This window comes from Kribbella antibiotica (assembly GCF_004349055.1).
Lineage (GTDB): Bacteria > Actinomycetota > Actinomycetes > Propionibacteriales > Kribbellaceae > Kribbella > Kribbella antibiotica.
Window position 1 is genome coordinate 38,079 of sequence record NZ_SMKX01000031.1, and the last position, 12,655, is coordinate 50,733.

Annotated in this window: 10 protein-coding genes; 5 read left to right on the plus strand and 5 right to left on the minus strand. The window is 68.0% G+C overall.

Features of this window, described 5'->3' with window-relative positions; genetic code table 11:
* Positions 1-41: 41 nt before the first annotated feature.
* Entirely contained in the window at positions 42-746 is a 705-nt protein-coding gene (locus E1263_RS13570; protein ID WP_132167632.1) for a copper homeostasis protein CutC, read from the plus strand.
* Complete coding sequence (locus tag E1263_RS13575) at positions 743-1,027, plus strand: DUF4031 domain-containing protein (RefSeq protein ID WP_132167633.1); 285 nt, start codon at positions 743-745, stop codon at positions 1,025-1,027. Before E1263_RS13570 ends, E1263_RS13575 begins: the two co-directional genes overlap by 4 nt.
* Before the next feature lie 16 nt (positions 1,028-1,043).
* On the opposite strand, the gene tuf is transcribed toward E1263_RS13575, so the two are convergent.
* The 4 genes from tuf to E1263_RS13595 all read right to left on the minus strand — a co-directional run bounded on the left by tuf (position 1,044) and on the right by E1263_RS13595 (position 7,694).
* Positions 1,044-2,231, minus strand: coding sequence for an elongation factor Tu (tuf, locus tag E1263_RS13580; protein WP_132167634.1), 1,188 nt, complete (start codon positions 2,229-2,231; stop codon positions 1,044-1,046).
* A gap of 274 nt (positions 2,232-2,505) precedes the next feature.
* Positions 2,506-4,887 (minus strand): outer membrane protein assembly factor BamB family protein, encoded by a 2,382-nt coding sequence (locus E1263_RS13585; protein WP_132167635.1) that lies wholly within the window; start codon positions 4,885-4,887, stop codon positions 2,506-2,508.
* 214 nt (positions 4,888-5,101) lie between these two features.
* Positions 5,102-7,360 (minus strand): outer membrane protein assembly factor BamB family protein, encoded by a 2,259-nt coding sequence (locus E1263_RS13590; RefSeq protein WP_132167636.1) that lies wholly within the window; start codon positions 7,358-7,360, stop codon positions 5,102-5,104.
* Positions 7,361-7,382: 22 nt separating this feature from the next.
* On the minus strand, positions 7,383-7,694 hold the full coding sequence (locus tag E1263_RS13595; RefSeq protein ID WP_238161226.1) for an ArsR/SmtB family transcription factor: 312 nt from the start codon (positions 7,692-7,694) through the stop codon (positions 7,383-7,385).
* 90 nt (positions 7,695-7,784) lie between these two features.
* Here E1263_RS13595 and E1263_RS13600 point away from each other — a divergent pair, with 90 nt between their 5' ends.
* Genes E1263_RS13600 through E1263_RS13610 form a run of 3 tightly spaced genes read left to right on the plus strand, consistent with a single transcriptional unit; the run spans position 7,785 to position 11,407 of the window.
* Complete coding sequence (locus tag E1263_RS13600; protein WP_132167638.1) at positions 7,785-8,984, plus strand: MFS transporter; 1,200 nt, start codon at positions 7,785-7,787, stop codon at positions 8,982-8,984.
* A 15-nt stretch (positions 8,985-8,999) separates the two neighbouring features.
* Positions 9,000-10,010 carry a hypothetical protein gene (locus E1263_RS13605; protein WP_132167639.1) on the plus strand — a complete coding sequence of 337 codons (1,011 nt, stop codon included), beginning with the start codon at positions 9,000-9,002 and terminating at the stop codon, positions 10,008-10,010.
* A complete protein-coding gene (locus tag E1263_RS13610) occupies positions 10,007-11,407 on the plus strand; it encodes a hypothetical protein (RefSeq protein WP_132167640.1) in 1,401 nt (466 codons plus the stop codon). Before E1263_RS13605 ends, E1263_RS13610 begins: the two co-directional genes overlap by 4 nt.
* Here E1263_RS13610 and E1263_RS13615 read toward each other — a convergent pair.
* Positions 11,404-12,654: a PucR family transcriptional regulator gene (locus E1263_RS13615; RefSeq protein WP_202868864.1), complete on the minus strand. Its 1,251-nt coding sequence runs from the start codon at positions 12,652-12,654 to the stop codon at positions 11,404-11,406. The two genes, E1263_RS13610 and E1263_RS13615, sit on opposite strands and share 4 nt — an antisense overlap.
* Position 12,655 lies beyond the last annotated feature (1 nt).

Below are 12,655 nucleotides of genomic sequence, written 5' to 3' on the forward strand. Positions count from 1 at the left end.
AACTGTCCAGCGTGCGGGATCCCGCCTGGGATGATGGGCGCATGGCTTCGTTGCTGGAGGTGATTGCGCTGCATCCGGCGGATGCGGAGGCGGCGCAAGAGGGTGGGGCGGACCGGCTCGAGCTGTGTGCGTCGATGGAGGCCGACGGGCTGTCGCCGTCGGTGTCGACGGTCAGTGCGATCCGCCGGGCGACCGATCTGCCGTTGCGGGTGATGCTGCGGCTGTCCGACTCGTTCACCACCGACGGTGCCGAGCTGAACCGGATGACCGCGCAGGCGCAGGCCTACCTGTCCGCAGGTGCAGACGGGTTCGTCCTGGGCTTCCTGACCCCGGACAACGTGGTGGACGTCGAGTCGGTGGCCGCACTGGCCAGCACCTTCGCCGGTACGCCGTGGACGTTCCACCGCGCGATCGACGCCGTACTGGAGCAGGCGGCCGCGTGGCGTGCGTTGCGTTCACTGTCCGGTCTGGACTGTGTGCTGACCGCAGGCTCGTCACTGGGCGTCGGCCACGGCCTGGACGATCTCCTCAAGCTGGCCAAGGCGGATCCGGCCGTGGCGAGCGTGATGATGGCCGGTGGCTCGCTGAAGCCCGAGCATGTCCCGTGGCTCTACCAGGCCGGCGTACGGCGCTTCCACGTCGGCTCGTCGGTCCGCCAGGACGGCTCGTGGACCAAGGCCTATGTGAACTCGCGTTTCGTCCGTTCCTGGCGCAATCTGCTCGATGCGCAGGATTCCCGCGGATGATCCTCATCGACCCGCCCGCCTGGCCGGCCTGGAACCGCGTCTGGTCGCACCTCGTCAGTGACGAGTCGCACGACGAGCTGCACGCCTTCGCCAAGGCCGCCGGTATTCCTGCCCGCGGGTTCGACCGAGACCACTACGACGTACCCAGCGATCGGTACGACGATCTGGTCGCAGCCGGCGCCGTACCGGTGTCCAGTCGCGAGCTGGTCGCCCGCATCACCGCAGCCGGACTACGGCACCGCAAAAGTCACCGTAATGGGCAACAGCCCCCAACCGTGTGAGGTTGGGGGCTGTCGGTCAGTCGAGTAGCTCGGTGACTGTGCCTGCGGCGACGGTGTGACCGCCTTCGCGGACTGCGAAGCCGAGGCCGACGTTCAGGGCGATCGGCTTCACCAGCTCCACGGCCAGGTCGACCGTGTCACCCGGCATGACCTGTGTGGTCGTGCCGAGGTCGATACCGCCGGACACGTCCGTGGTCCGGAAGTAGAACTGCGGGCGGTAGTCCGCGGCGAACGGCGTGTGCCGGCCACCCTCGGCGGTGGACAGTGCGTGCAGCGTGGCCCGGAACGCGCGGTGCGGACGCACCGTGCCGGGCACTGCGACCACCATGCCGCGACGAACCTCATCCCGCTTCACACCACGGAGCAGGATCGCTGCGTTGTCACCGGCCTGCACTGTCTCCAGCGTCTTGCCGAACGTCTCGATCCCGATCGCAGTGCTGCTGATGGTCTCGCCCAGACCGACCACGTCGACCGCTGCACCGACCTGAAGCGTGCCGCGCTCCACTGCACCGGTGACAACCGTGCCCCGGCCGCTGATCGTGAGCACACCCTCGATCGGCATCAGGAACGGCTCGGTCAGCTCCCGCTCCGGCGTCGGAACGTAGCTGTCGATCGCATCCAGCAGCTCACCGATCGCAGCGGTCCACTGTGGGTCGCCCTCCAGCGCCCCGAGGCCGGAGACACGCACCACCGGTACGTCGTCGCCCGGGAAGCCGTACTCCGACAGGAGCTCACGGACCTCCAGTTCGACCAGGTCGAGCAGCTCGGGGTCGTCGACGGCGTCCGCCTTGTTCAGCGCGACCACCAGGTACGGCACACCGACGCGCTGCGCGAGCAACACGTGCTCCCGCGTCTGCGGCATCGCACCGTCCTGTGCGGACACGACCAGGATCGCGGCGTCCACCTGCGCGGCACCGGTGATCATGTTCTTCACGTAGTCGGCGTGCCCAGGCATGTCGACGTGCGCGTAGTGGCGGGACGCGGTCTCGTACTCCACGTGCGAGATGTTGATGGTGATACCCCGCGCGACCTCCTCCGGCGCCCGGTCGATGCGAGCGAACGCAACGAACGAGTTGACGTCCGGGTCGCGCTCGGCGAGCACCTTGGTGATGGCAGCGGTCAGTGTGGTCTTGCCGTGGTCGACGTGCCCCATCGTCCCGATGTTGAGGTGCGGCTTGGACCGCACGAACTGGCTCTTGGCCATGAGTTTTCCCTTGCTGGTCAGAAGATTCACTGATGAGCCAGGACCCTCCGGCTGGCCGGCCGGCGCTGTCACCGCGCGGTCGGGGGCCGGTCTCGGGCCACCCTCCTCCGCGGGTCCTGATCAGCAGGAAGAGGGTCGGCTATCGACTGACGCAGCAGTCCACGCGGGAGCGCCCGTCAGGCCGGTGCCTGACAGGTTCAGCTCGAAAACCACGCGGTACATGCGGATCACGGTAGGAAGTAACGCCGGCTACCGCAACGTAATTCCCGGCCCGCTAGTTCAGGGCGAACAGGCGCGTGCCGTCGGAGAAGACCGGGCGCGCACCGGCCACTGTGGTGACCGGCTTGTTGCAGGTGACCTCTTCGGACCGGGCCACCGAGGCAGCGGTCGGGCCGTGCAGGATCGGCCGGGGCTGGATGCCTGCGGTGCCGATCATCACTGGTGAGCAGCTGCCGTTCGGCTGCGGCATCAGCGTGACCACTCGCCCGTCCGGCAGCAGTGCGAAGCCGTCCCGGGGGTACTCGGGCTGCTGCAGCTTCGGCGGCACCTGCAGCAGGTGGTGCCATTGCGGAGTGCCGTCAGCCGGGTTGGCCGCCGACACGTCGTACGCCTGCGGCTGTGCTGGGTCTGTCGTGTTCCGGCAGGTGATCAGCACGAGTGACGAGTGGGTTGCGGCGAGCTGTGCGTCGCAGGACGCCTGCCCGAGGCGCGGTCGCGGCGTGCCTGGTACGGGCGTGGTCCAGCTGATCCGGCGTTCGCCGACGTCGATCGACCACTGGTAGAGCGTTCCGCCGGCACCCGCGGTCCAGATCAGCCCGGAGACCTCACGGGTGTCCGGTACGGCGACCAGGTCACCGACCCAGGTCTCCGGATCCAGCTCGGGGCTCAGGTCGAACCGCTGCCCCAGGTCAACCGACCAGAGCTCGTTGCCGGACTTCAGGTCCAGGCCGCGCACGATAGCGCCGGTGCCTGCGCAGGCCTCGACGACGACCGCTTGGTCGCTCATCAACTCGCCCTGCGTCACGTTGCAGCCCAACTGCGTCCGCCAGTGCGTCGGGTTACTCACGCCATGGGCAGCGACGTAGTTGCCCTCGGCGATCAGTAGTTGGTCCTGGTTGACCGCAAGCGCGCGACCGTCGGTGTGGACCTCGGTCAGCACCTCACCGGTCACTGCGTTCAGTACGGCGTACGTCGGCAGGTCGATACCGGTCGGTGCGCGATTTCCGGCGTACGGGAGGTTCGCGGCGACGATGCGGCCGTCACCGGAGACCAGTAGGCCCTTGGAGCCGCTGGAAGCCGCGTCGTTGACATCTGCGCGGGCATAGCGCCACCGGATCTGGCCGGAGTTCGCATCGGACATGACCACGCCGTCCGGTCGCAGCTCGGCCACGCCACCCGCCGTACCGGCGATCGCTCCGGATGCGGGAACTTCGCGCGTCCAGGCGAGGGTGCCGTCGAACTGCACCGGCACCTGAGTCGGTTCGGCCGTGGTCGTCGTACTGACGGTGTTGGCGGTCTCCAGCCGGGCCTGCACGAACGGCTCACCGGCAGATACCACAATCCCAGCGAGCAGGGCTCCGCAGACCGCTGTAGCGGCGACGCCCAGCCATGGCGGCGGAGCTTGCGAGTACGGCGGTGAGCGGCGGAGGCGCCGTGCCAACGCCAGCAGTCCGCCGGAGAGGATCAGTGCGATCGACGCGAGCAGCAGGTAGGGCCAGCGCTCGGACATCGCCGCGCCAGGCTGTGCGGCCGGCCAGCGCCACCAGCAGATGCCGACCGCGACCACACCGACCACTGCGAACACCAGGGCGGGGATGGCGAACAGTCGCTGCTTGACGCGTCGGAACCAGGCGCAGGCCAGTGCGGCAGCTATTGCGGTCCCGGCGACCGGAGTCCAGACCGGGAATCCGGTGACATCGGAGGGGTCGGCGGGCCACTTCGACGCGGCGCCAAGGCCGCGGCCGAGCAGCACTGAGGCGGCGACAACCGCACCGAGGGAAGCACCGAAGTACACGACCGGGATCAGCCCGCCGATCGGTCGGGCCGCCTTAGGGCCCCAGGAATCGAGCTCCCGGTCGATATTGGAGCGCGCAGCGCGCTCCCAGCTGTCATGGCCCTGACTGGTCGCGTACAGGTCGGTCTCGGCCAGACCCTGCAGGAACGACATCCGGCCGCGGGCGAAGTCCCGGTCGTCGATGTGCGCGTACTCCTGGCGGATGCCGGCCGCGTACTCGTCGTACCGTTCGGCGGGCATGCTCAGGATGCGAAGGTCGGCGTCGCACAGCACTGAGCCGTTCGCGTCGTCGGGAGCACAGTCGTGTTTGGCGGTCAGCCGGACCAGGCGGCCGACCTCTTCGACCTTCGCGGCGTCGACGCCGTACGCGGCGAGCTCGAGCTCGGCCAGTTGGGCCGAGACCTCTTCGTTCTCGCCGGAGTCGGCCTGCGGGTCGTAGATCGCGTCGTGGAACCAGGCAGCCAGCCGGACAGTGTCCGCGTCGTCGGTGTGGGCGGAAAGCTCGTCCACCGTGCGCAGAACCTCGGTCAGGTGGCGCTGGTCGTGATAGTGCCGATGTTGCTCTGCGTAACGAGCCAGCAGATCATCGCCCAACGGCTGCGCGTGCGGCAGCAGGCGATTCCACTGGTCGCGCAGGTCCATGGCTGCGAGTCTCGCACCCAGGACGAGTCCATCTCGACCGATCCTGGGCTCCCGGAGACGGTCGTGGCCAAAGCGATACCGGCTCGTCACCTCTCCGCTTCGAAGGGTGAGTCGAACACTTGAATTGCAGCGTTGCAATTGCGCCGTGGGTCACAGTGCGCTCGTTCCGGGGCGAGCTGGCGGGCGAAACCTTTCAGTCGGTGACTACGCGCAGTTAGTTCAGCGCGATGACAGCGTTGTCCCCGTTCACCAGCACCTGATTACCGACCGCGTAGGCGTCGCGACTGCAGGTAATTCCGAGGGGTAGCCGAACCTGGCGGAATCCGGTCCGCTCGATGATGTTGGCCCAGCAGGTGGCGGCATCCCGGCTGAGTGAGATCACCCGGCCGTCCGGGGTGACCGTGACCTTGGATCGCGGGTCGATGCGCGCCGTGACCTGCCAGGCGGTCCGTCCGGTGGCCGTGTCGATCGCAGTCACGACGGTGCGCCGGTTCTGGATCGAGCTGGGGCCAGGGCAGTCCACCACGACCAGGTAGCGCCCAGCCGCGTTCAGAAGCGTCCGGCAGGCCCAGGTCTGCGGTACCGGCCAGCGCCACTTGATGGCGCCGGTCCGCGGTTCAATCGCGGCCAGAGCCACCGGTACGTCGGAGTCGCCGCCCGGCTCGGCCAGCACGACCAGTCCGCCGGCGACGACCGGGCGCCGGTAGGTGTCGGTCGCAGTCTTGTTCCACAGCTCTTTGCCGGACTTCAGATCTAGTCCGACCACCGCGTCGGGCTCGTCACCGCAGTTGCCCAGGAACGCGACCACAGTGTCTGTGGAGGAGACCGCACTGAGGTCCGAGCACTCGCCTGGCGCGAAGGTCCACCTCTCGTGCCCGTCCGGGTCGAGGCCGTGCAGCTTGTCGGAACCACGCTTGGCCCGGTCGCCGGTCAGTAGCGGTTGTGCTTGCTGGATGAGGTGGTCGCGCATCCGGCCCGGCCAGGCGGCCTTGCGCTCACCTGTGTTGGCGTCGAGCAGTAGATAGCCGACGCCAGGAAACTGCCCGAGCACGTACTCGCCGTCGCCGGTCGCCGAGATGGTCGGGCGCTCGTTGGAGTCGGAGCGCGCGTAGCGCCAGCGCAGGTCACCGGTCGCAGCGTCGAGCATGTCGACTACGCCGTTCGGCCGGGGGATTGCGATGCCGTACTGCGTTGCGACCGCCTCCTCGGCTCCGGCGCCGAGCGTCGACCTGCTCACCCAGGCGACCGTGCCGTTGAGGGCGGACGGCGTGGCCTTGCCAGCCGGGCGGGGTGACCGGTCGATCCGCTCATTCGTGCTCAGGACGTAGTTCCGGGCCAGAGGCTGAACGATCAGCAGTAATGCAAGAGCAACCACACCTGGTACGGCGAGCCAGGCCAGCTGCTGGCCGAGGTTCCGGCTCGGGAGGAAGCGGGCGGTTCGGGTATGCAGCAGGGATGCGGCGAGTGCTGCGCCACCTGCTATCAGCAGAAGGAGCAGTGCGGAGATCAGCAAGGGCACTCGGAGGCCGACACCGACCGCTGGGTTGATGCGGGGAACTCGTGCCCAGGCGATCAGCAGTCCGGTGACAGCAAGCGCCACCACGGCACCTGCGATCAGACAGGCTCGTTGACTGGAGCTCCGTGCGCAACGGAACAACACTGGTGCGCCGAAGAACGCCAGTACGGCTAAGGCGACCGGTGGCCAACCAGCCTCGCTAGGTGCGGTCGGGATCTCCCAGGAGGCGCCAGCGGCGGCGATGGCAACGACAGCGGCGGCGATCGCGCAGAACGTTGCTGTTGCGGTCAGTGCGGCCTGCTGCCAACCACGCCAGGGTGCGGGGAGCTCGCTGTCGAGCCCAGCCAACTCTGTCTCGAGGTTGACCCGGGCAACCGGTCCGAGACGTTGCCGGGCCAGCTGAGTCCGGTAGAGGTGACCGTCGAGCAGTTCGCGCACATCGTCGTACCGGCGTTCCAGTGTGCTTCGGCGTTCACCGGCGTCCCGGCGTACCTCGGCAACGTGCACGGCGTAGCGGACTGGATCTGCCGAGAAGATGGCGTTCACTGCATCGAGCAGTACGTCGCCATTCGCGTCTCGGCGAGGTGGTGCGTAGGAATCGGCGGCTGGTGCGGCTAGTGCGCCGGTCAGGCGCACTAGGCGGGCGACTTCGGCGACCCGGATTGCCGCTATGCCGTACTGCGGAAGCATCTCCTCGGCCAGTTGGGCAGAGGCTTCGGCGTCCTCGGAGGGCGTGCCACCTGGCTCGTGGACGGCGCGGTGGAACCAGGCCGCCAGCCGGACCGACGCCGGGTCGGTCGACAGTTGGATCAGCGACTCCAGTGCGACCAGGACGATCTCGAGGTAATGGTCGCGGTAGGCGCGCCGGTTGCGCTCGACGTACTGAGTGATCAGCGCGTCGGCGAGTTCACCAGGACCAGGCACCAGGCCGTCCCAGCGCGCGCGTAGCTCGACCACCGCATCAGTCTGCCAGTCGCAGTTACTGGGCCGCGGACAGGACTCCCGTCAGCAAGCCCGGGTAGAGCGCGTCGAGGTCCTCGCGGCGCAAGCTACTGATCCGCCGCGTGCCCTCGGTGTGCGTGGTGAGGACGCCGGCCTCGCGCAGCGTGCGCAGGTGGTGGGCCCGGGTGGAGGGGGTGACCTGCAGCTCGATCTCGCCGCACGCAATGCCTTCCGGAGTGTCCGCGAGCGCTCGGACGATCTGTAGCCGGACCGGCTCGCCGAGGGCCTGCAGAACCGCCTCGACGCGGATCTCCGCCCGGTCGGGCTGGGGGAGCTGTTTCCTGATCATGAGTCCCATAGTACGACGTGTATCGAAGTTCGATGAGTTTCGTAGTACGATCTTCATCGAACTACTCGATACGTCCCCGGGAAGGACCTCATGTCCGCACGGATCTACCTGCTCGGTGCTGGTGCGTTCGCGGTCGGCACCAGCGCGTATGTCGTGTCCGGTGTGCTGCCCGATGTCAGCTCCGAGCTCCACGTCTCGCTGACCGCCGCCGGTCAGCTCGCTACCGCGTTCTCACTCGCGTATGCCGTCGGTGCGCCGATTCTGGCCACACTGACCGGCCGGTGGGAGCGCCGTACTCTCCTGATCGCCGCACTCGTCTTAGCCGCGGTGGGCAACCTGATTGCCGCGCTGGCGACCAACTACCCCGTGCTGATGGTCGGGCGGGTGGTGGCTGCATTCGGCGCCGCCGCCTACACGCCGGCGGCCACTCTGTTCGCCACTGGACTACTGCCACCTGAAGAGCGCGGTCGCGCCGTGGCCGTGGTGTTCGGCGGTCTGACGTTCGCGCTGGTGCTGGGTGTCCCGGCCGGCAGCTTCTTGGGCCCGACCCTTGGCTATAAGGGTGTGTTCGCGCTGATCGCAGCAGTTGCGGTGTTGGTTGCTCTGGTTGAGCGCACTGCGCTTCCGAAGGTTCTTGCGCCACCAGTGGTCAGCCTGCGTGAGCGTTTCGCCGGACTGGCTGACCGCCGCGTGCAGATCGTGCTGGCGATGTCTGTGCTCGGTGTGCTCGGTGCCTTCAGTGTCTACATCTACATCGTGCCGCTGCTGAAGGAGACTGCCGGTCTGACCGGCAATGTCACCGGCGTGCTGCTCCTCGTGTACGGCGTCGGCGCAGTGGTCGGCAACCTGCTCGGTGGTCGCGCTACGGACCGCTTCGGCAGCATCCGCACCCTGATCGTGCTGCTGATCGGCATCATCCTGGCCGTCAGCACACTGGACCTGACGGCCCGCAGCGTTCCGGGTGCAGCGATCGCACTGTTCGTCTGGGGCATGTTCACCTGGGCCTTCAACCCGCCGATCCAGAACCTGCTCCTCGAGCTCGGTGGCGGACTCCTGATCGCACTCAATGCCTCTGCGATCTACCTGGGCGCCGGACTGTCCGCAGTGGTCGGCGGTCTGGTCATTCAGGTAGCCGGGCTGCGCTACCTGCCGCCGCTGGCCGCCGTACTGTCGCTGATCGTTCTCGTTCTCGCTCTCACTCTGACGCTGCGACGCGACCCGGGCCTGGAAGACATCGAAGCACTCGAGCATGTCGAAGAGGACGCAGTGGCTGCTTCGCCCTCCAGCTAAGGCAAGGTAGCGGCCATGCGATTGCTGGCCGCGCTGATGCTGCTGACCACCACGATGACCGGAGCGGCTGATCCCGCTCCGGTCATTGACGGGTGGAAGAACTCACCTGTGTACGTCGATCCGACGCAGCGTGCGCTGGTCCCGGAGCGGGACGCGGACGAGCTGAAGGACCGGATCGACGAGCGCGTTCCAGCTATCCGGATCGCCGTGGTGCCGGCTGCCGTGCTCAACAACGGTGGTGGCGACAACGGTGCGGCGGCCAAGGCTTATGTGGATGCACTGGTCGACAAGCAGGCTGCGGACGGCGTCTATCTGGTCGTGTTCGGCGGCGCGATGATCTGGGGGAGCGCAGTCGGGGTCGACAGCCCGGTAGCGAAGATCCTGACGGAGGAGCTGGCCAGACACAGCCGGTCCGATCCAGTCGGCACGCTCAACGGAGTACTCGACCAACTCGACGTACCGAAGGCAGCCAGCGGTCCACCTGGCTGGATCTGGTTGGCGGGCTTCGCCCTGGTGCTGCTTGCTGGGCTCGGACTGGTCCGACGTTGGTGGAAGGCACGGCCGGCCAAGGAGGCCGGTCCGGCGCTCTACCGGCCGTCGTACGACGTATTGCCGGATGAGGCCGACACGCTGACCGAGCGGCAGCGGTTGGCCCGGGAAGACGTCACGCGGTTCGGTGAGGAACTGGATGCGGCGGACGTGCGTCTGGATGGCGTGGATAGCGCAGCGGACGTGCAAGCGGCACTGGATGCGTACGCCGATGCCGGGCGGGTGGTGAACGGTGATCTGGACGACGACGAGCTGCGCGATGTGCGTGCCCGCGTCGAGTACGGACGCTGGCGGCTGGCCTGTGCGCAGGCAAAGGTTGCGGGGACGGATGCACCGCCCCGCCGGGCGCTCTGCTTCTTCGACCCAGTGCATGGTGTCTCGGTGACCGACTGGATGTTCACACCGGGCGGCGGTCAGTCGCGTGAGATCCCAGTCTGCAAGGCCTGCCAGGCCCGGCTCGCGCGGAGCGGGCGATGAAGCGCCTGCTCGCAGTACTCGCCCTGGTTGTCCTCCCGGTGCTGCCGGCACAGGCCGCGACCACACCGGACGCCTACCTGAACGAAGTGGCCGGCCACCTTGGTGACCCTGGTGTGTGGGTCGATCCCGGCGTCAGCAAGCTCAGCTCCAGTGAGGTCGCGGAGCTGAACGCGGCAGCGAAGAGTGCGGCCTCGCCGATCCGGATCGCGGTTATCCCGGCCGAGAAGCTCAAGAAGAGTCAGTACTCGCGCGTGCTTGCGTGGGAAGGCGAGGAGATCGCCGACCAGTTGTACGACCGTGTCGGCGTCGAAGGTGTGTACGCCGTCCTGGTCGATGCAAGCTCGGAGAGCAAGGGCCGCGGGTTCCATGCGGTCCAGCGCGCCGACCATGGTCCGACGTACCACGTGGGTGATGCCGTGGACGAGGCTGTCGACTGCTGTGCGCCGGACTACGACCGCATGCTGGAGCGCTTCATCCAGCGTGCCCAGGTGATCGACAAGCCCTGGTACATCGACGTTGCGCCTTGGGCGGGTGGCGTTGCCGGGCTGTTCGGCCTGTGGTGGGGCGCAGTCACCTTCGGCGCACGCAGGGCGCGACGGCAGGACGAGAAGGCGCATCTGGCAGTCACGCAACCGATGCTCAACGAAGAGATCATTGCGCTGTCGCAGCAGGTGTCAGCGTTGCCGACGACGAATGAACCCCAGCAGGCGAAGCTCTCCAAGGATGTGCTCGACACAGTCGAGAAAGCACGGCACCGCTTGGATGCGGCCAAGGGAGACGCCGACATCGAGGCAGTGACGACGCTGCTGGGCTCTGCGCGCTACGGGCTGGTCTGTATCGACGCAGTGCGCGCCGGGCAGCCGATCCCGAAGCCGACAGCGCCCTGCTTCTTTGACCCACGGCACGGTCCCAGTGCGGCCAGGGTGGACTGGCAGCCGGAAGGTGGCAGCGTCCGCGAGGTGGATGTCTGTGCGGCCTGCAAGCGGCGGGATGAGGCTGGTGAGGAAGCGCAGATCCGAACGGTCACGTTGTGGCGGAATCCCAAGCCCTACTGGGAGTTCGGTGAGGAGATGGCCGCCTATATGGACGGCTACTGGTCGCAGGGTGACGGTAGGCGCTGGTGGTTCCCAGATGAGGAAGCCCGCCGGGCAGGCGACCGGATGCGCTCGCGCTGGGGTTCCCGCCGCGCAAGTGCCCGCTTCGGTCGCTGGAGCTCCGACGTCGGCTCGTCGGTCAGCAGTTGGTCGTCGTCCGGGTCATCGAATGACGATGATGACGGCGGTGGCTGGTCCAGCGGCGGCTCGTCACGCCGCCGCCACTCGTCCCGGACGAGGTCCAGCGGCGGCGGCTCCTCACGACGGTCGTCGCGCCGCTCAGGTGGCTCTCGCGGCTTCTAGGCCTGGGGTTTCACCGACAGGGCGATGGTCAGATCGAGGATGACCTGCGGGTCGTCCAAACGCGGGCCGAAGAGCTGACGCAGTTGGGTCATGCGGTAGCGAACGGTCTGTGGGTGGATGTGCAGGGCGGCCGCTACGTCGTCGCGCCGACCCAGGTGGAGCAGCCATTCGCGGAGGGTCTCGGTGAGGCGGTCCGCGGTGGCTGGGCGCAGGTCGTTGAGGGGTGCCAACACCTGGCGACGGAGATCCTCCAGAGCTGTCGGATCGGAGCTGACGACCAGCGTGGCCAGATGGCTCTCGGTGTCGACGGCTGCGTTGGTCTCCGCGGTGAGCCGGAGCCTGCGGGCCTGCAGAGCACGCAGGTACGACGTGCGGACAGTCATCCACGGTTGGGCGGGGCCGACGGTGGCTTGGCGACCGCGGAGGTTCCGCAGCAGGGGGGCGCGGGCCGGTCCGTCGGCATCGGGGATCAGCAGTACGCCGACCTCGGCCGGGTCCTCTTCACCCAGCGAGGCAGTGAGATCGCCCAGCTCGGCCAGGTCATCCTCTGGATGCAGGGTCCGCGGATCCAGAGCGCCGAGGACGCCCCTAACCTGTGCGCTCGGCAGGATCACCGCAGTCAGCGTCCGCGGCGGGTCCCAGTCGGCCTGCTTCGCTCTGCCGATCACATGGTCAGCGGCGTCGCCGTGCAAGAGGCTGCGGCTCAGCGCCTGCAGATAGCGCTCCCTGACTCGGCCGGTGGTGGCCAGCTCGTCGGTGTGGCCGGAGACGCTCGCTGCGGACAGTTCGTCGATGTAGGCGAAGACCAACTCAGCGAACTTGGCCAAGGTGTCGGCGGGTAGACCGGCCTCAACCGCGGTCCGGGAGAGCTCTCGCCAGGACACCCGGGCGCCGACGCGATAGGCGGCGAGCAGGGCGTCCATGCTCCGGCCACTGCGGGCCTCGCCGCGGCCCAGTACGTACGCGGCTTCGAGCGTGGGTGCGAGCGGTGTACTGGGCTCTCCGCTGTCGGCCAGGCGCAGGAAGCCGCCGAGGGCGAACTGGACCGCGCCCTCGATCTTGGCGCCCATCGGACCGGCCAGAGCGTTGGTATAGCCCGGGACCTCGAGGATGATCGCCGTGACCGTCCGACCGGCGATCTCCGGCAGGCGGGCACGCAGGAGATCGATTGCCGCCGCGCCGAGGTGTAGCTCGGCCGCTCCGCGAGCCGTCCGGCTGGTCTGCCGCTCCGGGTCGATCTCTGCCAAA